Source organism: Photorhabdus laumondii subsp. laumondii (genome assembly GCF_003343245.1).
In the GTDB taxonomy this organism is placed as follows: Bacteria; Pseudomonadota; Gammaproteobacteria; order Enterobacterales; family Enterobacteriaceae; genus Photorhabdus; species Photorhabdus laumondii.
Window position 1 is genome coordinate 5,132,873 of record NZ_CP024901.1, and the last position, 24,802, is coordinate 5,157,674.

Below are 24,802 nucleotides of genomic sequence, written 5' to 3' on the forward strand. Positions count from 1 at the left end.
CTCCTCAATATATTCAGCCTGCAATAAGCAGGCTGAATAGAAACAATCAGAACTGCTGCTCTTCTGTGGAACCTGTCAATGCGGTTACTGACGATGTTCCCCCTTGAATAATCGTTGTGACTTTATCGAAATAACCTGTGCCAACTTCCTGCTGATGAGAAGAGAAGGTATAACCACGGTTAATGGATTCAAACTCTCTTTCCTGGACCTTCTCCACATAATGTTTCATGCCTTCACCCTGCGCGTAAGCATGTGCCAAGTCGAACATGTTGAACCACATACTGTGGATACCCGCCAGAGTAATAAATTGGAATTTATAACCCATTGCTGACAGTTCATCCTGGAAACGCGCAATAGTCTTATCATCCAGATTTTTTTTCCAATTGAACGATGGAGAACAGTTGTAAGCTAACAATTTACCGGGATATTTAGCATGAATCGCCTCAGCAAAACGACGGGCCATTTCAATATCAGGTGTTGATGTTTCACACCATATCAAGTCAGCATACGGCGCATAAGCCAAACCACGACTAATTGCTTGATCGATACCCGCTCTGGTACGGAAGAACCCCTCAAAAGTCCGTTCTCCGGTAATAAACTCACTGTCATATGCGTCACTGTCAGAGGTTAACAGATCGGCTGCATCAGCATCTGTACGAGCAATCAACAGCGTCGGTACGCCAGAAACATCCGCCGCCAAACGCGCAGCGACCAATTTTTGAATCGCCTCTTGTGTCGGAACCAGAACTTTACCGCCCATATGACCACATTTTTTCACCGCAGCCAGTTGATCTTCAAAGTGAACAGCCGCAGCACCCGCTTCAATCATAGCTTTCATCAATTCAAAAGCATTCAGAACACCACCAAATCCGGCTTCCGCATCCGCCACAATTGGCAGAAAATAATCGATATATTCCTGATGATCAGTACCAATACCATTTGCCCACTGAATCTGATCTGCACGACGGAAACTGTTATTAATACGTTTTACCACCGCCGGGACGGAATCCACCGGATACAGGGACTGATCAGGATACATACTGGATGCAGTGTTAGCATCAGCCGCAACCTGCCAACCAGAAAGATAAACCGCCTCAATACCCGCTTTTGCCTGCTGTAATGCCTGCCCACCCGTCAATGCACCTAATGAGTTGACATAGCCTTTCTTTGCCATGCCATGCAGTAGTTCCCACAGTTTTTTAGCACCAAGCTGTGCCAATGTATGTTCTGGATTAACCGAACCACGCAATTTAACCACATCTTCCGCACTGTACGGGCGAATAATCCCATTCCAACGGTCACTTTTCCATTCTTGTTCCAGTTGAGCGATTTGTTGAGTTCTGGAGATTGTCATAACTTCTACTTCCTATCTTTGTTAAATTAATCGGATATGGTGTTTTGTTATTATTCGTTGCTCAAACTTCTCTCAGTAGCCCTAATGGGATGAGCTCTAATCAAGCAATTGATATCCCGGCAACGTCAGGAAATCTATCAGCTCGTCCTGAGTTGTAATGCGCTCCATCAACTTGGCCGCATCGCTAAATCGCCCTTGACTGAAACGTGTTTCTCCCACTTCCTGCTTAATAACCTCCATTTCCTCTGCCAACATCTGCTTGAACAAACTTTTTGTCACTTTTTTACCGTTAGATAATGATTTTTCGTGATGAATCCATTGCCAAATAGATGTCCGGGAAATTTCGGCTGTCGCAGCATCTTCCATCAAACCATAAATAGGAACGCACCCATTTCCTGAAATCCACGCTTCAATGTATTGAACCGCTACACGAATATTGGCCCGCATACCTTCTTCAGTACGATCGCCTGGGCAAGGTTCCAGTAATTGAGCTGCGGTAATCGGTGCATCTTCTTCACGGAAAATATCTAACTGGTTTTGCCGCTCTGCCAAGACCCTATCGAAAACGTCCATTACCGTGTCGGCAAGACCTGGGTGGGCAATCCATGTACCATCATGACCATTGCGTGCTTCCAGCTCTTTATCCGCCCGGACTTTATCTAGTACCCAATTGTTGCGCTCAATATCTTTGCTGGGGATAAAAGCTGCCATTCCCCCCATCGCAAATGCTCCGCGCTTATGGCAGGTTTTGATCAGCAAACGGGAATAAGCATTGAGGAAAGGTTGATCCATCGTGACAGACTGACGATCAGGCAGAACCCGATCACTATGATTTTTCAGTGTTTTAATGTAGCTGAAAATATAATCCCAGCGGCCACAATTAAGGCCAACGATATGGTGCCGAAGATGGTAAAGAATCTCATCCATCTGAAATACAGCAGGCAGAGTTTCAATCAATACCGTTGCTTTGATTGTGCCTCTCGGCAGATCAAAACGATCTTCTGCAAAGCTGAATACATCACTCCACCACTGAGCTTCGTGATAAGACTGAATTTTTGGTAAGTAGAAATAGGGGCCGCTCCCCTTTGCCAGCAATTGTTTATGGTTGTGGTAAAAATAGAGCGCAAAATCAAACAATCCACCGGCGATTGGCTCATTCTGATAGAGAACATGTTTTTCCGGTAAATGAATCCCTCTTACCCGTGCGATCAGAACAGCCGGGTCTGGTTGCAATTGGTACTGTTTACCCTGCTCATTAACGTAAGAAATTGTGCCATTAACCGCATCACGCAGGTTGATTTGCCCCTCAATCACCTTATCCCAAGCTGGTGCTAAGGAATCTTCGAAATCCGCCATGAAAACTTTTACGTTAGCATTCAAAGCGTTGATAACCATTTTCCGTTCTACTGGTCCAGTGATTTCTACTCTGCGATCACGGAGATCCGCTGGAATATTTTGAATTTCCCATTCACTTTCACGAATGGAACCGGTTTCCGAAATAAAATCAGGCAATTCACCATCATCAATTTTCTTCTGCCAAATATCCCGCTCGACTAACAATTTTTTCCGTGCATCAGTAAACCGAACAACCAGATCTTTCAGAAAATCTACCGCTTCAGGTATCAAAACCTCCTGCTCTGCTGCTCCAAATCGTTTAATAAACGATAATTCAGTCGCTAAAGTTTGCTGCGTCATTCATCTATCCTCATTTTAAAGCACACCTGAATAAGAGTAATAGATATTTAAAATAAATCAAAAACGATTTCCATTTTTTTATAAATTTATTTTTATTCAATAAAAAACAACAAGTTATACACAATATTACCTATTTTAAATTAGAGAAATTGATTCCATAAATCATAAGATAATTTGGTTAAGTTTTTGTTATATAAGATAAACTACAAAAAGTGCGATATTTTGACAGGTGTTAATAACAGGAGAGTAGAAAAAATCAGAAGGGTTAAATGGCTGAATTTCAGCCATTTATAAAGATATTAATCCAGTGTTGGATTCATGTAGGTGAGATCATATGGTGTGATTTGGTACACATAATAATTCAGCCAGTTGGAAAACAATAAATGCCCGTGACTGCGCCATGATGCCAGTGGTTTTCTTTCTGGATTATTATCTGGAAAATAATTTATTGGGATCTTTGGAGCCAAACCTGCTGCTAAATCGCGTAAATATTCACTAGCCAACGTTCCAGCATCATATTCCGGATGACCAGTGACAAATACCATACGTTTATCTTTACTCGCCAGTAAATACACTCCCGCATCTTCAGAACTGGAAAGAATATCCAGATCAGTATGTTCACGAACAACCTGTTCAGGAAAATCTGCATAACGAGAATGGGGAGCAAAAAAAGATTCATCAAAGCCACGAGTTAATAATGCTAGAGGGTTCAGAGTAGAGTGATAATAAACACCTGATAGTTTTACTTCTCTGGTAAACTTCGGCAAACCATACAAAATATTCAACGCGGCTTGTACAGCCCAACAAATAAATAGAGTAGAAGTGACATGTTCCTTTGCCCAACTAATTATTCTTTCAATCTGTTTCCAATATGCCACATCTTCGAATTCAACTAATCCCAATGGCGCACCAGTGACAATTAAGCCATCAAAGTTTTGGTGTTTTATCTGCTCGAAATCACAATAAAAGTTATTCAAATGTTCAGCAGGCGTATTCCTGCACTTTCGGTTATCTATTCTCAATAGCTGGATATCTACCTGTAAAGGCGTATTGGATAGTAATCTTAAAAATTGATTTTCAGTCTCAATCTTCTTTGGCATCAGGTTAAGCAGCAATACCTTTAGTGGACGTATATTTTGAATATTTGCACGAGTAGATGTCATCACAAACACATTCTCGTTTTGTAAAAAATTCACTGCGGGTAATTCATCCGGTATACAAATTGGCATGCTATAACCTCGATTTTTTTATCCATTTACACGTTTAGACTTCTAGATAGCTAAATCTAACTAAGTATTAACAAAATGTCGAGGATTTACAAGTAAGCTGAAATTATTTCATTTTTGGTCTCACACAATGTTCAACATGATAATAGTTAATAAATTTTCAGTGTTTATAACAGAAAATACTTTAAATTATATTTTTATATAAAAAAATAATAAGTAAAATTACAAATGGAATAAAACATATTAAAAATCAATGATATTTTCAGTAGAAATGAGAAAGACCAAAACAAAAAGGCAACATTATAAGAAGTCAAATTACAAGCTATCGATATTAAAAACAATACACTCTAAGAAAGCAACAAGACTAATTGATAAAATATTCTTATTATTAATATTGAGTTATAAGATTTATCTTCAATACTAGAATATGCACTTTTCTTATAATAATAAGCTAATTTGAATCAAATGCTAATATTAAGTATGGAAAGAGAAAAAATAGGCAATTACACAATTTAAATTACAGTCTAAATTTAACTTACAGACTCAAAACAGATATTCGAACTCATTAAGATCTGTTAATAACTGGCTCGATAATATTTATGAATATATACCCGTTATCTTTCAAGTTGCCTCTTTGTTGGCTGCGCTCGTTTACCCCGGTCATATCGTTATCTATGCTCCCGGGGATTCGCTCCCTTGCCGTCACGATGCAACTTGAAATCCATAGGGTATAGAGAGAAATTTTTGTCATGCTCGGCTAAGCTTAGGATAACATGACTCATTTTCTTTCCCATCAGTTCAAAAAGTTATTTAAATTATTTTTTATGCCTGCTATTACTATAATATATTTTAATTATTCAAGACTGATAAACAAACTATCTATTTCTTAAAGGGAATAAGTAAATAAATAATACCTTAAAACGCAAAAACCCCCAGCTTTCGCTGAGGGTTTCTACGGTATTTAAAGCCTGGCAGTGTCCTACTCTCACATGGGGAGACCCCACACTACCATCGGCGCTACGGCGTTTCACTGCTGAGTTCGGCATGGGGTCAGGTGGGACCACCGCGCTATCGCCGCCAGGCATATTCGGTTTTCTTCCGGCCGTTGTCGCTCTTCCGCCACAACCACCCGAATCAATCTCTGAACAAGCTGAAAATTCTTCTCTCTTCTGTCTTCCGACACCAAAACACCTTCGGTGTTGTAAGGTTAAGCCTCTCGGTTCATTAGTACTGGTCAGCTCAATGCATCGCTGCACTTACACACCCAGCCTATCCACGTCTTCGTCTTAAACGTTCCTTCCGTGACCTCAGTCAGGGGAAGACTCATCTCAAGGCAAGTTTCCCGCTTAGATGCTTTCAGCGGTTATCTCTCCCGCACTTAGCTACCGGGCTATGCCATTGGCATGACAACCCGTACACCAGCGGTGCGTCCACTCCGGTCCTCTCGTACTAGGAGCAGCCCCTTTCAATCTTCCTGCGCCCACGGCAGATAGGGACCGAACTGTCTCACGACGTTCTAAACCCAGCTCGCGTACCACTTTAAATGGCGAACAGCCATACCCTTGGGACCTACTTCAGCCCCAGGATGTGATGAGCCGACATCGAGGTGCCAAACACCGCCGTCGATATGAACTCTTGGGCGGTATCAGCCTGTTATCCCCGGAGTACCTTTTATCCGTTGAGCGATGGCCCTTCCATTCAGAACCACCGGATCACTAAGACCTACTTTCGTACCTGCTCGAACCGTCACTCTCGCAGTTAAGCTGGCTTATGCCTTTGCACTAACCTCACGATGTCCGACCGTGATTAGCCAACCTTCGTGCTCCTCCGTTACCCTTTGGGAGGAGACCGCCCCAGTCAAACTACCCGCCAGACACTGTCCCCGGCCCGGTTTACGGGCCCAGGTGAGAACATCGAACATTCAAGGGTGGTATTTCAAGGATGGCTCCATGCAGACTGGCGTCCGCACTTCTCAGCCTCCCACCTATCCTACACATCAAGGCTCCATGTTCAGTGTCAAGCTATAGTAAAGGTTCACGGGGTCTTTCCGTCTTGCCGCGGGGACACTGCATCTTCACAGCGAGTTCAATTTCACTGAGTCTCGGGTGGAGACAGCCTGGCCATCATTACGCCATTCGTGCAGGTCGGAACTTACCCGACAAGGAATTTCGCTACCTTAGGACCGTTATAGTTACGGCCGCCGTTTACTGGGGCTTCTGTCAAGAGCCTCGCCTTGCGGCTAACCCCATCAATTAACCTTCCAGCACCGGGCAGGCGTCACACCGTATACGTCCACTTACGTGTTTGCACAGTGCTGTGTTTTTAATAAACAGTTGCAGCCAGCTGGTCTCTGCGACTGGCTTCAGCTCCGGAGGCAAACTCCTTCACCTACCGCCAGCGTGCCTTCTCCCGAAGTTACGGCACCATTTTGCCTAGTTCCTTCACCCGAGTTCTCTCAAGCGCCTGAGTATTCTCTACCTGACCACCTGTGTCGGTTTGGGGTACGATTCAATATGACCTGAGGCTTAGAGGCTTTTCCTGGAAGCCGGGCATCAACCACTTCACCGCCGTAACGGCTCGTCATCACGCCTCAGTGTTCACAGAAGAGCGGATTTACCTGCTCCTCCCACCTACACGCTTAAACCGGGACAACCGTCGCCCGGATGGCCTAGCCTTCTCCGTCCCCCCTTCGCAGTCACATTCAGTACAGGAATATTAACCTGTTTCCCATCAGCTACGCCTCTCGGCCTCACCTTAGGGGTCGACTCACCCTGCCCCGATTAACGTTGGACAGGAACCCTTGGTCTTCCGGCGAGCGGGTTTTTCACCCGCTTTATCGTTACTTATGTCAGCATTCGCACTTCTGATACCTCCAGCAGGCCTCACAGCTCCACCTTCTCCGGCTTACAGAACGCTCCCCTACCCAATAACACTTGCGTGTCACTGCCGCAGCTTCGGTGCATGGTTTAGCCCCGTTACATCTTCCGCGCAGGCCGACTCGACCAGTGAGCTATTACGCTTTCTTTCAATGATGGCTGCTTCTAAGCCAACATCCTGGCTGTCTGGGCCTTCCCACATCGTTTCCCACTTAACCATGACTTCGGGACCTTAGCTGGCGGTCTGGGTTGTTTCCCTCTTCACGACGGACGTTAGCACCCGCCGTGTGTCTCCCGTGATACCATTCTTCGGTATTCGCAGTTTGCATCGGGTTGGTAAGCCGGGATGGCCCCCTAGCCGAAACAGTGCTCTACCCCCGAAGATGAATTCACGAGGCGCTACCTAAATAGCTTTCGGGGAGAACCAGCTATCTCCCGGTTTGATTGGCCTTTCACCCCCAGCCACAGGTCATCCGCTAATTTTTCAACATTAGTCGGTTCGGTCCTCCAGTTAGTGTTACCCAACCTTCAACCTGCCCATGGCTAGCTCACCGGGTTTCGGGTCTATACCCTGCAACTCTTTCGCCCAGTTAAGACTCGGTTTCCCTGCGGCTCCCCTATCCGGTTAACCTTGCTACAGAATATAAGTCGCTGACCCATTATACAAAAGGTACGCAGTCACCCCACCCCAAAACGCTCCACTGCTTGATTTGTGTGTTGGGCGTCGCTGCCGCTCCGCCAACCGTCATCAGTGCTGCTGTTACGCATTTTGTGCACCACGCAAAGCGAAACGCTTTGGTGGTGGGGCTCCCACTGCTTGTACGTACACGGTTTCAGGTTCTCTTTCACTCCCCTCGCCGGGGTTCTTTTCGCCTTTCCCTCACGGTACTGGTTCACTATCGGTCAGTCAGGAGTATTTAGCCTTGGAGGATGGTCCCCCCATCTTCAGACAGGATTTCTCGTGTCCCGCCTTACTCTTCGAACTCACAACCACACTACCTTCGAGTACGGGGCTGTCACCCTCTCTCGCCGGCCTTTCCAGACCGTTCCTCTGATGCTGTGGCTGATGTTAGTTCTGGGCTCCTCCCCGTTCGCTCGCCGCTACTGGGGGAATCTCGGTTGATTTCTTTTCCTCGGGGTACTGAGATGTTTCAGTTCCCCCGGTTCGCCTCATTAACCTATGAATTCAGTTAATGATAGTGCAACGCATTGCACTGGGTTTCCCCATTCGGACATCGCCAGCTATATCGCTTCATATCAGCTTACCGACGCTTTTCGCAGATTAGCACGTCCTTCATCGCCTCTGACTGCCTAGGCATCCACCGTGTACGCTTAGTCGCTTAACCTCACAACCCGAAACTGTCTCGGACTGTTCAGCTTGAGAGACACCTCAACAATACCTCGGCGATATTATTGAGTATTTCAATTTTTCAGCTTGTTCCAGATTGTTAAAGAGCAAAATAATTCGCAGCATACTGTCGCCAATATACTCTGAATTAGGTTGAATATGGTGGAGCTAAGCGGGATCGAACCGCTGACCTCCTGCGTGCAAGGCAGGCGCTCTCCCAGCTGAGCTATAGCCCCATACAGAAATAGACCGTCATCGCCTGTTCAGTCAACTCGCTTTGCCGCCGGGGATTTCAACGCGAGTAACGCAGTGTGCGCGAGCACATGAGTCACGCAGCGTCTGGAAGACCCAGGGATAAGTAGAGTTGGTAGGCCTGAGTGGACTTGAACCACCGACCTCACCCTTATCAGGGGTGCGCTCTAACCACCTGAGCTACAAGCCTATCGCGATAACGTTTTCTCTTCTTTCATCAGACAATCTGTGTGAGCACTGCACTCAACCTATCTCAGGTAAGGAGGTGATCCAACCGCAGGTTCCCCTACGGTTACCTTGTTACGACTTCACCCCAGTCATGAGCCACAAAGTGGTCAGCGCCCCCCTTTCGGTTAAGCTACCGACTTCTTTTGCAACCCACTCCCATGGTGTGACGGGCGGTGTGTACAAGGCCCGGGAACGTATTCACCGTAGCATGCTGATCTACGATTACTAGCGATTCCGACTTCATGGAGTCGAGTTGCAGACTCCAATCCGGACTACGACAGACTTTGTGTGTTCCGCTTGCTCTCGCGAGGTCGCTTCACTTTGTATCCGCCATTGTAGCACGTGTGTAGCCCTACTCGTAAGGGCCATGATGACTTGACGTCATCCCCACCTTCCTCCGGTTTATCACCGGCAGTCTCCTTTGAGTTCCCACCTTCACGTGCTGGCAACAAAGGATAAGGGTTGCGCTCGTTGCGGGACTTAACCCAACATTTCACAACACGAGCTGACGACAGCCATGCAGCACCTGTCTCTCAGTTCCCTAAGGCACTTCGCTGTCTCCAGCAAATTCTGAGGATGTCAAGAGTAGGTAAGGTTCTTCGCGTTGCATCGAATTAAACCACATGCTCCACCGCTTGTGCGGGCCCCCGTCAATTCATTTGAGTTTTAACCTTGCGGCCGTACTCCCCAGGCGGTCGATTTAACGCGTTAGCTTCGGAAGCCACAGCTCAAGGCCACAACCTCCAAATCGACATCGTTTACAGCGTGGACTACCAGGGTATCTAATCCTGTTTGCTCCCCACGCTTTCGCACCTGAGCGTCAGTCTTCGTCCAGGGGGCCGCCTTCGCCACCGGTATTCCTCCACATCTCTACGCATTTCACCGCTACACATGGAATTCTACCCCCCTCTACGAGACTCCAGTCAACCAGTCTTAGATGCCATTCCCAGGTTGAGCCCGGGGATTTCACATCTAACTTAATTGACCGCCTGCGTGCGCTTTACGCCCAGTCATTCCGATTAACGCTTGCACCCTCCGTATTACCGCGGCTGCTGGCACGGAGTTAGCCGGTGCTTCTTCTGCGGGTAACGTCAAAATCTAACCCTCTTCAGGCTAAACCCTTCCTCCCCGCTGAAAGTACTTTACAACCCGAAGGCCTTCTTCATACACGCGGCATGGCTGCATCAGGCTTGCGCCCATTGTGCAATATTCCCCACTGCTGCCTCCCGTAGGAGTCTGGGCCGTGTCTCAGTCCCAGTGTGGCTGGTCATCCTCTCAGACCAGCTAGAGATCGTCGCCTAGGTAGGCCATTACCCTACCTACCAGCTAATCCCATCTGGGTTCATCCGACGGCGTGAGGCCCTTTCAGGTCCCCCACTTTGGTCTCGCGACATTATGCGGTATTAGCCACCGTTTCCAGTGGTTATCCCCCGCCCTCGGGCAGATCCCCAGACATTACTCACCCGTCCGCCGCTCGTCAGCAAAAGCGCAAGCGCTTTCCTGTTACCGCTCGACTTGCATGTGTTAGGCCTGCCGCCAGCGTTCAATCTGAGCCATGATCAAACTCTTCAATTTAAATCAAAGTTTGATGCTCAAAGAATTCTGACTAATTATTTCGTAATGAATTAACTGTTGTTCACTCTTCAAGACTTTAAAACGTATTTTTTTGCGATACGGTCTTGTGAGTGCCCACACAGATTGTCTGATTAATTGTTAAAGAGCAGGCTGACATAAAAAATAACATTCTCGTTCAGCCGGGCTGCGTATATTACGCTTTTCACCCGCAGAGTCAAGCACTGATTATCGCTTTCTCCGCCCGACCTCACAATGTTTATCAGCGTTGTGTCGGTCAGTGGTGGCGCATTATAGGGCGTTCTTTGACGCTGGCAAGCATTTATTAAAAAAAAAACTGCCGTTCGCAGTTTTTTTCAACAAAACACTGATAAAAAGAACAAATCAGTTATTTTTCACTCACTATTTTAAGGAAGTCATCGGTAAAATAATCAACTTGCTGCCAATCGGTATATTCAACCTCTTTAGTTGTATCAGTTTCCCCACCGGTCATTTTCATAATCATTTTAACCATTATCCGATCCAACCAATGATAACGAGGATAAAGTAATGCACCAGCAAAAACACCACACAAATCTGGCTTCCACGGGGTATTAAACAGAAAGTTACGAACATACACATTTGTTTCTGGTGTACGTTTCTCTGGCTTCCTTGCTGTCAAATTCACGCCAAAAAATGCGGTTGGCATTTTATTAAGTTGCTGTTGATGACAGATTGCAAACTTTTTCAGTGCCGAATTGAAATGACCATATCTGATCGAAGCTCCAATCATAATCTTGTCATAAGATTCCAAATTGATCGTTTTTACTGTTGCTAAATCTCTGAGCTCACATAACTCCCCTGATCTGCGTAGATTTTCAGCAATGCGGGTGATAATTTTCTTAGTCTGTCCATCCCGACTGGAATAAAGTAATAAACAATGCATAGCTATATCCCTCTCCCAGTAGACTATTCACGCCAGAAGGTTGGTGTAAATAAAACTAATAAAGTGAATACTTCCAAGCGACCAAACAACATTGTTATAACTAATATCCATTTGGCTGCTGGATTCATTGCAGTGAAGTTATCCGCAACAACACCCAATCCTGGCCCTAGATTATTTAGTGTAGCGGCTATTGCCGAAAACGCAGAAAGTTCATCTACACCAGTTGCGATAAGTAATAATAAACTAATGATAAATACCAAAGCATAAGCAGAGAAGAATCCCCAAACAGCTTCAATAATCCTTTCAGGTAATGCCCTTCGCCCTAACTTGAGGGTATAAACCGCATTTGGATGAACCAATCTCTTCAATTCACGGGACCCTTGCAGGAATAGCAGTAAGATACGAATCACCTTCAGTCCTCCTCCCGTCGAGCCTGCACAGCCCCCAATAAAAGCGGAACACAACAGCAGTATTGGCAAAAATGATGGCCAACGAGCAAAACTATCTGTGCTAAACCCTGCCGTTGTCGCCATTGAAACAACCTGGAAAAAAGCTTGGTTTAGTGTCTCTATCCCCGACTTATAAACAGCGTGATGCCATAAGATCAGAGTGCAAATAATAACAAGCACCAATTGAATGGAGATAAACATACGGAATTCAGGGTCCCGCCAATATACTGTCAGGCTACGTCCCGTTAATACCGCGAAGTGCAAACCAAAGTTACAACCAGAAATCAGCAGAAAAATCGCAATAATGGTATTTATCGCGGGGCTATTGAAATAACCAATACTGGCGTCATGTGTAGAAAATCCACCAATTGCGATAGTTGAAAAACTGTGAGAAATGGCATCAAAAACTGACATACCCGCAGCCCATAACGCTAAAGCGCAGGCGATTGTTAGTAACACATAAATCAACCATAAAGTTTTTGCCGTTTCAGCAATTCGCGGGCGCATTTTATTGTCTTTCAAGGGACCAGGCATTTCAGCCCGATAGAGCTGCATTCCCCCAACCCCAAGTAGAGGCAGTATTGCAACAGCCAGCACTATAATCCCCATACCACCTAACCATTGCAGCATCTGCCGGTAGAAAAGAATCGCTTTAGGCAAGGAATCAAGCCCAATTAGTGTCGTAGCACCCGTTGTTGTTAAACCGGAGAAAGATTCAAAAAATGCATCTGTAATAGAAAGATTTGGCTGTTCAGAAAAAATGAAAGGCAAAGCCCCAACACTGCCAAGGACTGTCCAAAACAAAGCAACGATAAGAAACCCTTCCCGAGGCTTTAGCTCGTGTTTTTGCTCCCGATTTGGTATCCAAAGCATTAAACCGATAATTAAGGCAAAAATAAATGTCTGACTAAATGCACGCCCAGCACCATCACGATAGATAAGTGCTACCAATCCTGGAATTATCATGGTGACAGAGAAAAGAATGACAAGCAGCCCGACAATACGGGTTATGGCACGAAAATGCATTTAGCTGGTTCCTTAGAAATCCAGTTACAGAGAATATTTACAGATCAGGTGTTAAATACAGTACACCGCGACTTAGATCACGTAATTTATCACCGACTTCCCCCACTAAGGTAGCTGGAAGTGAAATTCGCAAAGTAACATTCTCTGCATACTCACTGGAAATAATTTGCCCTGATGATTTCTGTAATAACTGTTCAATCATAGAGATATGGGCATATTCACACTGCAAGGAACAGAGTTTCTGTGGAACCTTATATTTTGTCTCCAGCAATTTCAGCGCCTGTTGGGCACCACTTCCATATGCCCTTACCAACCCACCGGTCCCTAATTTTATTCCACCAAAATAGCGGACAACAACCACAGTTATTTCACCGATATTATTTCCCATAAGTTGGGACAGTATCGGCTTACCTGCGGTTCCTGAAGGTTCCCCATCATCTGAAAAACCCAACTGTTGTGAATCATCCGGTGCACCAGCAACAAATGCCCAGCAGTGATGGCGGGCATCAGGGTACTGAGCTTTGATTTGCTGGATAAACGCTTTAGCCTCATCCACCCCGTCAGTATGCTCCAGCAAGGTAATAAAGCGACTTTTTTTAATCTCTTCAGTAAAACTCACTGAAGCTGCGGGTATCAAATAAGGCTTCATTATGGCAATTGAAGATCCCGAGTCATGTTTTCCACTTTATTTTCATGGATCACAATATTGTCTTCAATACGAATACCACCGAAAAGTTTAAGCGTCCCAATTTTATTCCAGTCAAAATGTTTGCTGAACTCACTTTCACGCCAAGGTGCAAGCAGCGATTCGATGAAATAAAGACCTGGCTCGATAGTCAGCACCATGCGAGGTTCTAGAATACGGGTACAACGCAGATAAGGATACATATCCGGAGCGGCTAAATGTGTACCTGTATCATCCTGCATAAACCCTGCCACATCATGGACCTGTAATCCAAGAGGGTGACCAATGCCATGTGGAAAGAATGGCGTTGTCAGCCCTTCTTCAACCATGACTTCTTCACTGACATCTTTCACGATACCATATTTTTTCAACAACTTAGCAATCCGATGATGCATCTGAATATGATATTCGGTATAGCGAGTTCCCACTTTAATTGTACTAATTAACGCTTTTTGTTCAGCATCCATATCTTTAATTAAAGAAGCAAATTCATTATTACTTTTTGCTGAATAAGTGCGGGTGATATCTGCTGCATAGCCATTATATTCAGCACCAGCATCAATCAGGAAACTACGAATATCCGAAGGTGCATTGTGCTGCAATGCAGTGTAATGCAAAACAGCCGCATTCTCATTCATAGCAATAATATTGTTATAAGGCACATCTGTATCACGATGACCTGTTGCCATAAGATAAGAGATATTAATATCAAATTCACTCATCCCAGCCTGAAATGCTTCATAAGCTGCCAAATGTCCGACAATAGCCGTTTTTTGTGCTTCACGCATACAGACTAGTTCATAATCTGTTTTGTATGAACGATGGAAATGCAAATAATCAAGAACAGACTTTGGATTAATATTGCGTTCAGAGAAACCAATCTCTTTTGCTCTTTGCGGTGAACAACCGATGTAAGCAACATTCTGTTTTACATAAGTGCTTAACGCTGAATTAATATCTCCTGCATTTGCCAGATGAATCATTTCAACTTCTTTAGTCCAGTAGCTAGTCGGCAGCGGTTCTACGCTGTGCCAATAATCTACCGGCGAGTAAAACCATAATTTAGGTTTATTAATACCATCTACCCACAACCAGCAATTAGGCACTTTAGTTACTGGTACCCAAGCTTTGAAGCAAGCATTAACTTTGAAAGGGTAATCTCTATCATCAAGAAAAATATGCTGTAACTCACCAGAGTGAATAAGCAAAGCATCAAATTGATTACGGGCCAATGCTTCACAGGTACGTTGCTGCAATGTAGAGATATGTTCGTGGTACAGAGATGCCAACTTTTCCATTTCAATTGACCTTTTTTATTTTATGACTAAACCATTAGCTTATCACAGCCGTTGATATTTGCAGGTATCACGCAAAAACTCACTCAATTTATCCGTTCCCGCTAACACCTTATTTATCAAGATATAAAAACAATCATTGTCAGTGAGATACAAATCTCACTTGTGATCACCCTTGCAAAAAACTAATCACTCATTTGCATTTGCTTAACATAATAACCACAATCAAACCCATCTGGTCATACCAGATGGTATGCGCTCATTTAGGAGAACGACATGCTCTATCAAAGTGAAACAATTCAAGTAAGCTGGCTGAAAGATGGCATTGCTGAACTGGTTTTCAATGCCCCAGCCGCGATTAATAAACTAGATACCAAAACCGTTGCATCTCTCGACAAGGCTATTGCCAGCCTAGAGCAACAAACTGGATTGAAAGGCGTTTTATTACGTTCTGAAAAAACCGCATTTATTGTTGGTGCAGATATTACTGAATTCCTCTCTTTATTCGATTCACCTGTAGAAAAACTGCAAGAATGGCTTAACTTTTCAAATAGCATTTTTAACCGGATAGAAGATTTACCTGTACCAACCATTTCAGCAATAAACGGTTATGCTCTTGGTGGTGGTTGTGAATGCGTTCTATCTACAGATTTCCGTGTGGCCTCCCCGGATATACGCATTGGGTTACCAGAAACCAAACTTGGTATTATGCCTGGTTTCGGTGGCTCAGTTCGCCTTCCACGCCTGATCGGGACTGATAATGCATTGGATATCATTGCCGCAGGTAAAGACATTGGTGCAGAAGAAGCATTGAAAAACGGTTTGATTGATGCTGTTGTTCCCAAAGAAAAACTGGTTGATTCCGCAGTATCAATGCTGGAACAAGCAATTGCAGGGAACCTCGACTGGAAAGCCGCACGCCAGCCAAAATTAGAGCCTTTGAAACTCAATGAAACTGAACGAGGCATGAGTTTTAGTGTGGCAAAAGGTATGGTGATGAAAGTCGCCGGCCCTCATTATCCAGCTCCTATCACCGCAGTTAAATCTATAGAAAAAGCCGCTACATTTGGTCGCGATGAAGCATTGAAACAAGAAACCGCCAGCTTCATTCCTTTAGCACAGACAAATGTTGCCCGTGCCTTAGTGGGTATTTTTCTTAATGACCAGTACGTAAAAGGACTGGCAAAAAAACATCTGAAAGAAGTCACAATACCTGAATATGCCGCAGTTCTAGGTGCTGGAATTATGGGTGGTGGTATAGCCTATCAATCCGCCCGCAAAGGGATTCCTGTCATGATGAAAGACATCAGCCAGCAATCCCTTGAATTAGGTATGAATGAAGCCGCGAAACTTCTAAACAAGCAATTTGAACGTGGCCGTCTAGATGCTATAAAAATGGCGAGAACCCTCTCTTCTATTCAACCTACCTTAAATTATGCCGGTATCGAACAGGCCCAAATCGTGGTTGAAGCTGTAGTAGAGAATCCTAAGATCAAAGCGGCTGTACTATCAGAAACTGAAACTCTGGTTAATGAAGATTGTGTCCTAGCTTCCAACACATCAACAATTCCAATTTCAGAATTAGCTAAGTCCCTAAAACGCCCGGAAAACTTCTGTGGTATGCATTTCTTCAACCCGGTACACCGCATGCCGTTGGTTGAAGTCATTCGCGGTGAAAAAACGTCTGAAAAGACAATTTCAACCGTAGTCGCCTATGCCAGCAAAATGGGTAAAACCCCGATCGTCGTTAACGACTGTCCAGGGTTCTTTGTAAACCGAGTACTGCTTCCTTATCTCCTTGGCTTCGGTCTACTATTGCGTGATGGTGGTGATTTCCGCCAAATAGACAAAATCATGGAGAAAGAATTTGGTTGGCCAATGGGCCCTGCTTACCTTATCGATGTTATTGGTCTTGATACTGCACATCATTCTCAATCCGTCATGGCCCAAGGGTTCCCAGATCGTATGCATCGTGATTATAAAGATGCCATTCATGTTTTATATGACAATCAACGTTATGGGCAGAAAAACGGCCTTGGCTTCTATAAATATACGCAAGATAAGAAAGGTAAACCTAAGAAAGAGCAAGACGAGCAAACAGACCAACTGCTGGCAACTATCTGCCAACAGAAGAGTAATTTCTCCGGTGAAGAGATCATTGCTCGTACTATGATCCCGATGATCAACGAAGTTGTCCGTTGTCTGGAAGAAGGTGTCATTGCCAGCCCAGCAGAAGCAGATATGGCTCTGGTTTATGGCCTTGGCTTCCCTCCATTCCACGGTGGTGTTTTCCGTTATCTGGAAACAATGGGAACTGCGGCTTACGTAAAAATGGCTGAAAATTATGCTCACCTAGGTGCGCTTTATCAGGTACCGCCTGGTCTGAAAGCCAAAGCTGAACGTAATGAAAGTTACTACTCTACAGCAGCAACGATTGCTGTCAGCACCGGAAAAACAGCGTGAGGTCTGGAAACATGGAAAATGTAGTCATTATTGATGGCATCCGCACCCCAATGGGGCGCTCAAAAGGTGGTGCATTCCGTCAGGTCCGGGCTGAAGATCTCTCCGCTCACCTGATGAAAAAGCTATTTAAACGTAATCCGGCAATACAGCAACACGAAATCGATGATATCTATTGGGGCTGTGTCCAACAAACTCTAGAACAAGGTTTCAACATTGCCCGTAATGCAGCTTTACTGGCTGATATTCCTCACTCTGTACCAGCCGTGACGGTTAACCGGCTGTGCGGTTCATCAATGCAAGCGCTGCATGATGGCGCTCGTATGATCATGACCGGAGAAGCCAATGTCACACTGATTGGTGGTGTAGAGCACATGGGTCATGTTCCAATGACACATGGCGTGGATTTCCATCCTAAAATGAGTCTGAGTGTTGCCAAAGCCGCAGGAGTCATGGGCTTAACCGCTGAAATGTTGGCAAAGATTCACCATATCAGCCGTGAAATGCAAGATGAATTTGCGCTTCGTTCGCACCAACGTGCAACACAAGCAACGCAATCAGGTGCATTCGCCAATGAGATATCACCAATTTATGGTCACGATGCCGATGGCATATTGAAACGGTTTGATTACGATGAGGTAATCCGTTCAGATGCTAATCTGAAAGATCTAGCCGCCCTGCGCCCCGTATTCGATCCGGTAACAGGCTCAGTCACAGCAGGCAGCTCTTCTGCTTTATCCGATGGTGCGTCTGCAATGTTGATAACCAGTGAAAGTTATGCCAAGAATCTGGGGCTGAAACCTCGTGCCCGTATCCGTTCTATGGCAGCGGTTGGTTGCGATCCTTCCATTATGGGATATGGCCCGGTCCCTGCTACACAAATGGCGCTCAAAAAAGCAGGTTTAGTACTAGGTGATATTGGCGTGATTGAATTAAACGAAGCATTTGCCGCTCAATCACTTGCCTGCCTGAAGGGCCTAAATTTGTTGGACAGTATGGATGACAAAGTTAACCTGAATGGTGGTGCAATTGCTCTCGGTCACCCACTAGGCTGCTCAGGTGCTCGCATCACAACAACATTGTTGAACCTAATGGAACGCCGCGATGTTCAGTTTGGCCTGGCAACCATGTGTATCGGTTTAGGCCAAGGTATCGCCACCATTATAGAAAGAATGGATTAAGAACTTATCTGTAAGAATTATTATAACTGAGTCGTTGTTGCCGTAATTCCCGCCTGTCAGGGGCGGGTTTTTTTATTATTATTTTAAATGAATTCGAAAGCATCACCATACATGTTGTCAGTAGAAGCATCACGCTCACCACAAAAGCGCTCGCGAGCAATTTTTGCCATTTCAAATCGCCCCGCAATGTAGATATCATAATTGGCCAAACTACCAAAATCCTCTAGTACCGCTTTAAGCACTGTTCCTGTACGTCCACACCAACCATTCTCTGACTGTTCAACAACCGGAACAACCGTCAAATTAGGGTAGCGCTCTGTAAGTAACTGTAATTCAGCAAGATCATATAAATGTTGTGGTTCTCTGCCCCCCCAATACATAGAGATCTGGCGTTCAGGTTGTTCTTCCAACGCTGTCAGTAATATAGAACGGGTATAAGAAAACCCCGTACCGCCTGCAATTAATAACAGCGGATTAATGCTGCTTTGACGAAACCAGGCTTTACCATGAGGGATATCAATATCGATCACTTTCTGATCCAGAATTCTATCCATCACAGCCATTGCATATAAATTCAGTTCAGAAGCACCAATATGTAATTCAATAAACGCCTTTTCTGAAGGCGTTGATGCCATTGAAAATGGACGTTTATCTCTCTCACCCATTACCACCATCAGATACTGACCGGCGCGGAATGAGAACGGAGAATCGGGAAGTAACCGTACCCGATAAACCGTATCAGTAATAGCCTCTACAGAGGTTACTTTACAGCTCAGTGTTGTCATGCGTTCCCTCTTATGGTCCTAAAATATCTAATTCATCCCAGATTTTGTCGACGCGGGTACGCACTTCTTCACTCATCACAATAGGACGTCCCCATTCCCTCTGCGTCTCTCCCAGCCATTTGTTCGTTGCATCCATTCCCATTTTCGAACCCAATCCTGAAACGGGTGATGCAAAATCGAGATAATCTATCGGAGTATTCTCCATTAATACGGTATCTCTTACCGGGTCCATTCGCGTAGTGATTGCCCAAATGACATCGTTCCAGTCTCTGGCATTGATATCATCATCACAAACGATAACAAACTTCGTATACATAAATTGCCGTAGATATGACCAAACCCCCATCATGACCCGCTTGGCATGACCCGGATATTGTTTCTTCATCGTCACGACGGCAAGGCGATAGGAACAACCTTCAGGAGGCAGATAAAAATCGACAATTTCAGGAAACTGTTTTTGTAAAATCGGTACCAGCACCTCATTCAATGCAACCCCCAACACAGCAGGTTCATCCGGCGGGCGGCCAGTATAAGTCGAGTGATAAATAGCATCATGGCGCTGAGTAATATGTGTCACAGTGAACACCGGGAACATATCGATTTCATTATAATAGCCCGTATGGTCACCATATGGCCCTTCTGGAGCTAACTCGCCAGGCTCAATATACCCCTCCAATACGATCTCAGCACTTGCTGGTACCTCCAAGTTATTTGAAAGACATTTCACAACTTCTGTTTTATATCCTCTTAATAACCCGGCAAATGCATATTCCGATAATGTATCAGGAATTGGCGTCACAGCCCCCAATATTGTCGCTGGATCAGCCCCCAAGGCAACAGCCACTGGGAAACGTTCTCCTGGATGTGCCTGACACCATTCCTGAAAATCAAGCGCACCGCCACGATGAGATAGCCAGCGCATAATGAGCTTATTTTTACCTAATACTTGCTGGCGATAAATACCAAGATTCTGCCGCTCTTTATTCGGGCCACGAGTTACTGTCAGTCCCCAAGTAATCAATGGCGCAGCATCCTCTGGCCAACAGTGCATGATAGGAATACGGGTTAAATCTACATCGTCACCAACCGAAACATGTTCCTGACAAGGCGCAGTATTAAGCCGTTTAGTTGGCATATTAAGGACTTGCTTAAATTTCGGTAGCTTATCCAGTAAATCACGAAAACCTTTCGGAGGATCGGGTTCTTTCAAAAAAGCTAGCAGCTTACCTACATCATGCAAAGCTTTAACATCTTTCTGCCCCATCCCCATAGCAACACGTTCAGCAGTACCAAACAAATTACACAATACAGGCATCGAATAACCTTTGGGATTTTCAAACAACAAGGCAGGCCCACCAGCGCGAAGGGTACGATCTGCAATCTCAGTCATCTCCAAATAAGGATCAACTTCAAAACTGATGCGTTTCAACTCACCTTTATGCTCCAATAAGGTTAGAAAATCTCTTAAGTCACGGTATTTCATACTATTCATTTATGCCGGTTTTTAAGGGGGAAAACATTATAAGCCATCCCACTCAGCTTTTTTGTGTTTTTTTCAGAAGACTACAAAGTAAACCAATAAGTTACTAAAAAGCAATGGGGTTAATTCAACCTTGCGACCTTAAAGTCAAATACAACGAAATGGAAGCTAATGAGTTAATATTTGAGCATTAAATTACCCAGCAAGATGTTTAGTTGGAACATATTGCATTGGAACATATTGCATTGGAACATCTCGATACCTTTACTCTTACCACAGAAATAATGCTATCACTATCTCCTCTGGGTTCACTGCACAAGATGCAGCCAATTGATCACCACGGATTTCCCATATGCCTGCTCAATGACTATCAAATTTTGCAATTACTCAACAGAAATACTGATATTTTTCTTTTATTAATATTTTCTGCACAAATAACAGCCAAATTTATATTAATTATCTTATCTGTTACTTACCAAAATATTACCCATCGCTTTTTTACTGAAAAACATAAGACCCACTCATAACAATAAATATGCATCATTAAACAATTATCACTAAGATAATGCCTGTAATGCCCTTTTCTATTTTGCTATGCTTAATAGTCATTGGATTAAGGTTAAATAAAGATGGAAAACTGGTACCTCATTTACTGTAAACGTGGGCAAATTTCACGAGCAATAGAAAATCTTGAACGACAGGATGTTGCTTGCCTGACTCCTACCGCGAGAATTGAAAAAATAACCCGTGGTAAACGTACTGTGAATATAGAACCACTTTTTCCTCATTATCTGTTTGTTCAGTTTGACCCTGAAATTATTCATACTACCACTATCCATTCAACACGCGGTGTTAGCCATTTTGTCCGTTTTGGTGTACACCCTGCCATCGTACCGGAAACGCTGATTAAAGAGATCGTATCAGCCACTGAGCAAGAATATGTATCACCAGATACACCTGTGGCTGGTGATACCGTATTAATCACCGCAGGAATTTTTGAAGGATTGCAAGCTATCTACAATGAGCCAGATGGAGAAACCCGTTCTATTCTGTTACTTAATATTCTGAATAAACAATTACCTAAGGCACTTGATAATAAGCAGTTTGTAAAAATTTAACCAAACAAAAAACGGGCAGAATTTGCATTCGCCCGTTTTTAATCAAATATTAACGTTTCTGTTCATATAACTGTTGAGCAACCTGTTTCGCAAAATAGGTCAGTACACCATCGGCTCCTGCACGCTTGAAGCATAACAGAGACTCCACAATTACCTGTTCCTGTAACCAACCATTCTGAATAGCAGCCATGTGCATGGCATATTCGCCAGAGACTTGATAAGCAAAGGTTGGTACACCAAATGTATCTTTTACCCTGCGAATAACATCCAGGTAGGGCATACCTGGTTTTACCATTACAGTGTCAGCGCCTTCCTGCAAATCCTGTGCAATCTCCTGCAATGCTTCATCACTATTCGCAGGGTCCATCTGATAGGTTTTTTTATTGCCCCCTTTCAGATTACGATTTGAACCGATTGCATCACGGAATGGGCCGTAATACCCAGAAGCATACTTAGCGGAGTAAGCCATAATTTGAGTATTTACATGTCCTTCCGTTTCAAATAGTTCACGGATTGCACCAATACGCCCATCCATCATGTCGCTCGGTGCCACAATCTCAGCACCAGCTTCTGCATGTGACAATGCCTGTTTGACCAAGATCTCTTTGGTTATATCATTCATCACATAACCATCTTGATCGATGATCCCATCCTGACCATGTGTAGTGAATGGATCTAATGCCACATCAGTCAGCAATCCTAGCTCAGGAATGGCATCTTTCAACGCACGAACCGTACGCTGAACCAACCCATCAGGGTTATAAGCTTCTTCCGCATCCAGAGATTTTTTATCTGCTTCAATAACGGGGAACAGAGACAATACAGGAATCCCCAGCCGGGCAATCTCTTCAGCTTCTTTCAGCAACAGATCCATCGTCAGACGATACACTCCTGGCATAGAGGGCACTTCTTGACGACGATTAATGCCCTCCATCACAAATACAGGATAGATTAAATCATTAACAGTTAATTGGTTTTCAGCAACCAGACGGCGGGAAAAATCATGGCAGCGCAACCGGCGCATACGTCGACCAGGGAAAGTTCCTGGAAATGCATAGCTCATATAGCTCTCCTAACGCAAACCCAGCGCACTCGCGCTGGGTTAATTAATATGCTATCGCTTCGTGCTAATTATCTTAGCACTACAGAACAGCATGTTAAGATTACTATTATCACTTTTCCGTATTCACTTCTGGCGCTTCCTGCTCATCTTCCTCTGAACGATCCCCCAATTTCCGCTGCCCGGTATAAAAACGGGAGAGCAAAATCCCCAGTTCAAACAGCAAATACATAGGAATCGCCAGCAAGGTTTGCGAGAAAACATCCGGCGGCGTTAACAACATGCCAACAACAAAGGCCCCGACCAAAATATACGGACGCTTTTTCTTCAAAGATTCGGGTGTAACTACCCCACTCCAACATAATAAAATAATGGCAACGGGTACTTCAAAAGAGACACCAAAGGCCATAAACAGTGCCATGACAAAGCTTAAGTAGTTACTGATATCCGTTGCAATCAGCACTCCTTCAGGTGCCGTTTTAGCAAAGAATCCAAAAGCTATCGGAAATACAACAAAATAAGCAAACGCCATCCCCAAATAAAATAGCAGGCTACTGGAAACAAGCAGAGGGATCATCAAGCGGCGTTCATGCTTATATAACGCAGGTGCAATAAATGCCCACACTTGATAGAGAACCATAGGTGCAGATACGAATATTGACACCATAATGGTCAGTTTTATTGGCGTAAAAAAGGGGGAAGCAACATCTGTCGCTATCATACTGGCACCTTGAGGCAACTGCTTAATCAAAGGTGCAGAAATCATCTGATAGATGTCGTTAGAAAAATAAACCAACGCTAAAAAAACCACTAATACAGTAAGTAAACTGTTTAGAATTCGCTTACGCAGTTCAATAAGGTGACTGATAAGTGGTTGAGTATCATCAACAGCCATGTTTTAGTGTTCACCATTAACTTAATCGGAAGTTTTTTTCTTCGTTGCAGAAGCCGCTTGATCATCCACTAGAGCAGAAGGTCCAGATGAAGCCACAACCTGAGACGCTGCCGGCTTTTGTGCCACCTCATTTATTTCTGATGCTTTCATGCTCCCTGCATCAGGTTCATTTTGGTATGCTTTTTTCAAAGACTCAGCAGCTTCTTTTAGTTCATCCATCGAAGCTTTTAGTTCCGGGGATAAATTCTGCAACCCCGCTTCTTCTTGAACTTTTTTCAGGCTTTCCTGGAGCTCCTGCAATTTCAGCTCTTGGACCAACTCATTTTGGACGTTAGCAGCTAAAGAGCGCAGTGCCCTGATCCAACCAGCAACCGTTTTTACAGCCACCGGTAGCCGCTCTGGCCCCAAAACCACCAAGCCAATGACCATAACCAGCAGCAACTCACCAAAACCAATGTCAAACACGGTTTATACCTGCTCTTTGTTTTTGCTCTCAGATGTTTCAGATTGAGCTACAGATTGTTTTTCAGTAATGTTTTTAGTCTCAAAATCGGCATCACTACTGGTTTTTTGAGCCTGTTGAGGCTGATTATCATCCCCTATCGCCTTTTTAAAACCTTTAATAGATGCCCCAAGATCAGAACCTAAAGTACGGAGTTTATTCGTGCCGAACAACAGCACCACAATGACCGCAATGATGAGTAACTGCCAAATGCTTATACCGCCCATTCTGATTTACCTCTATTTAACAGGAATTATTTTTTTAGGGTATATACCCGTCATCTTTCAAGTTGCTTCTTTGTTGGCTGCACTCACTCACCCCGGTCACATCGTTATCTATGCTCCCGGGGATTCGCTCCCTTGCCGCCGCGATCCATCTTGAAATCCATAG

The 24,802-nt window shown here is 44.4% G+C and carries 16 protein-coding genes, 2 tRNA genes and 3 rRNA genes; 3 read left to right on the forward strand and 18 right to left on the reverse strand.

What is annotated here, in order from left to right; genetic code table 11:
- Positions 1-46: 46 nt before the first annotated feature.
- The 12 genes from aceA to pepQ form a co-directional block, all read right to left on the reverse strand.
- The gene (gene aceA, locus PluTT01m_RS22530) at positions 47-1,354 is read right to left on the reverse strand and encodes an isocitrate lyase (protein ID WP_011148485.1); all 1,308 of its coding nucleotides are present in this window, start codon (positions 1,352-1,354) and stop codon (positions 47-49) included.
- 96 nt (positions 1,355-1,450) lie between these two features.
- Positions 1,451-3,049 carry a malate synthase A gene (gene aceB / locus PluTT01m_RS22535; protein WP_011148486.1) on the reverse strand — a complete coding sequence of 533 codons (1,599 nt, stop codon included), beginning with the start codon at positions 3,047-3,049 and terminating at the stop codon, positions 1,451-1,453.
- 299 nt (positions 3,050-3,348) lie between these two features.
- Complete coding sequence (gene metA / locus PluTT01m_RS22540; protein WP_011148487.1) at positions 3,349-4,278, reverse strand: homoserine O-acetyltransferase MetA; 930 nt, start codon at positions 4,276-4,278, stop codon at positions 3,349-3,351.
- Positions 4,279-5,241: 963 nt separating this feature from the next.
- Positions 5,242-5,357: ribosomal RNA gene (gene rrf, locus PluTT01m_RS22545) — 5S ribosomal RNA — on the reverse strand.
- A 121-nt stretch (positions 5,358-5,478) separates the two neighbouring features.
- Positions 5,479-8,497 (reverse strand): 23S ribosomal RNA (locus PluTT01m_RS22550).
- A gap of 162 nt (positions 8,498-8,659) precedes the next feature.
- A tRNA-Ala gene (locus tag PluTT01m_RS22555) sits at positions 8,660-8,735 on the reverse strand.
- A gap of 129 nt (positions 8,736-8,864) precedes the next feature.
- Positions 8,865-8,941 (reverse strand) — tRNA-Ile (locus PluTT01m_RS22560).
- A 68-nt stretch (positions 8,942-9,009) separates the two neighbouring features.
- Positions 9,010-10,554, reverse strand: a 16S ribosomal RNA gene (locus PluTT01m_RS22565).
- Together the 16S, 23S and 5S rRNA genes with 2 tRNA genes alongside form the textbook arrangement of a ribosomal RNA operon.
- Positions 10,555-10,939: 385 nt before the next feature.
- Entirely contained in the window at positions 10,940-11,476 is a 537-nt protein-coding gene (hemG, locus tag PluTT01m_RS22570; protein WP_011148488.1) for a menaquinone-dependent protoporphyrinogen IX dehydrogenase, read from the reverse strand.
- 23 nt (positions 11,477-11,499) lie between these two features.
- Positions 11,500-12,951 (reverse strand): Trk system potassium transporter TrkH, encoded by a 1,452-nt coding sequence (trkH, locus tag PluTT01m_RS22575; RefSeq protein WP_011148489.1) that lies wholly within the window; start codon positions 12,949-12,951, stop codon positions 11,500-11,502.
- A 37-nt stretch (positions 12,952-12,988) separates the two neighbouring features.
- On the reverse strand, positions 12,989-13,600 hold the full coding sequence (locus PluTT01m_RS22580; RefSeq protein ID WP_011148490.1) for an IMPACT family protein: 612 nt from the start codon (positions 13,598-13,600) through the stop codon (positions 12,989-12,991).
- Positions 13,600-14,934, reverse strand: coding sequence for a Xaa-Pro dipeptidase (gene pepQ, locus PluTT01m_RS22585; RefSeq protein WP_011148491.1), 1,335 nt, complete (start codon positions 14,932-14,934; stop codon positions 13,600-13,602). The genes PluTT01m_RS22580 and pepQ overlap by 1 nt, the downstream gene beginning before the upstream one ends.
- Positions 14,935-15,207: 273 nt before the next feature.
- Here pepQ and fadB point away from each other — a divergent pair, with 273 nt between their 5' ends.
- Positions 15,208-17,394: a fatty acid oxidation complex subunit alpha FadB gene (fadB, locus tag PluTT01m_RS22590; protein ID WP_011148492.1), complete on the forward strand. Its 2,187-nt coding sequence runs from the start codon at positions 15,208-15,210 to the stop codon at positions 17,392-17,394.
- A gap of 11 nt (positions 17,395-17,405) precedes the next feature.
- Positions 17,406-18,572, forward strand: coding sequence for an acetyl-CoA C-acyltransferase FadA (fadA, locus tag PluTT01m_RS22595; protein WP_011148493.1), 1,167 nt, complete (start codon positions 17,406-17,408; stop codon positions 18,570-18,572).
- Between the two features lie 83 nt (positions 18,573-18,655).
- Here fadA and fre read toward each other — a convergent pair whose 3' ends face one another.
- Together fre and ubiD are read right to left on the reverse strand one after the other, a co-directional pair.
- The gene (gene fre / locus PluTT01m_RS22600) at positions 18,656-19,357 is read right to left on the reverse strand and encodes an NAD(P)H-flavin reductase (protein WP_011148494.1); all 702 of its coding nucleotides are present in this window, start codon (positions 19,355-19,357) and stop codon (positions 18,656-18,658) included.
- 10 nt (positions 19,358-19,367) lie between these two features.
- Positions 19,368-20,840 (reverse strand): 4-hydroxy-3-polyprenylbenzoate decarboxylase, encoded by a 1,473-nt coding sequence (ubiD, locus tag PluTT01m_RS22605; protein ID WP_041380405.1) that lies wholly within the window; start codon positions 20,838-20,840, stop codon positions 19,368-19,370.
- Positions 20,841-21,466: 626 nt separating this feature from the next.
- Here ubiD and rfaH point away from each other — a divergent pair.
- Positions 21,467-21,955, forward strand: a complete 489-nt coding sequence (gene rfaH / locus PluTT01m_RS22615; RefSeq protein WP_011148496.1) for a transcription/translation regulatory transformer protein RfaH — start codon at positions 21,467-21,469, stop codon at positions 21,953-21,955.
- A gap of 49 nt (positions 21,956-22,004) precedes the next feature.
- On the opposite strand, the gene hemB is transcribed toward rfaH, so the two are convergent.
- The 4 genes from hemB to tatA all read right to left on the reverse strand — a co-directional run bounded on the left by hemB (position 22,005) and on the right by tatA (position 24,639).
- Complete coding sequence (gene hemB / locus PluTT01m_RS22620) at positions 22,005-23,018, reverse strand: porphobilinogen synthase (RefSeq protein WP_011148497.1); 1,014 nt, start codon at positions 23,016-23,018, stop codon at positions 22,005-22,007.
- Between the two features lie 109 nt (positions 23,019-23,127).
- Positions 23,128-23,910 (reverse strand): Sec-independent protein translocase subunit TatC, encoded by a 783-nt coding sequence (gene tatC / locus PluTT01m_RS22625; protein ID WP_011148498.1) that lies wholly within the window; start codon positions 23,908-23,910, stop codon positions 23,128-23,130.
- Between the two features lie 21 nt (positions 23,911-23,931).
- Complete coding sequence (gene tatB, locus PluTT01m_RS22630; protein ID WP_011148499.1) at positions 23,932-24,375, reverse strand: Sec-independent protein translocase protein TatB; 444 nt, start codon at positions 24,373-24,375, stop codon at positions 23,932-23,934.
- A gap of 3 nt (positions 24,376-24,378) precedes the next feature.
- Positions 24,379-24,639 carry a Sec-independent protein translocase subunit TatA gene (gene tatA, locus PluTT01m_RS22635; protein WP_011148500.1) on the reverse strand — a complete coding sequence of 87 codons (261 nt, stop codon included), beginning with the start codon at positions 24,637-24,639 and terminating at the stop codon, positions 24,379-24,381.
- Positions 24,640-24,802: the final 163 nt, after the last annotated feature.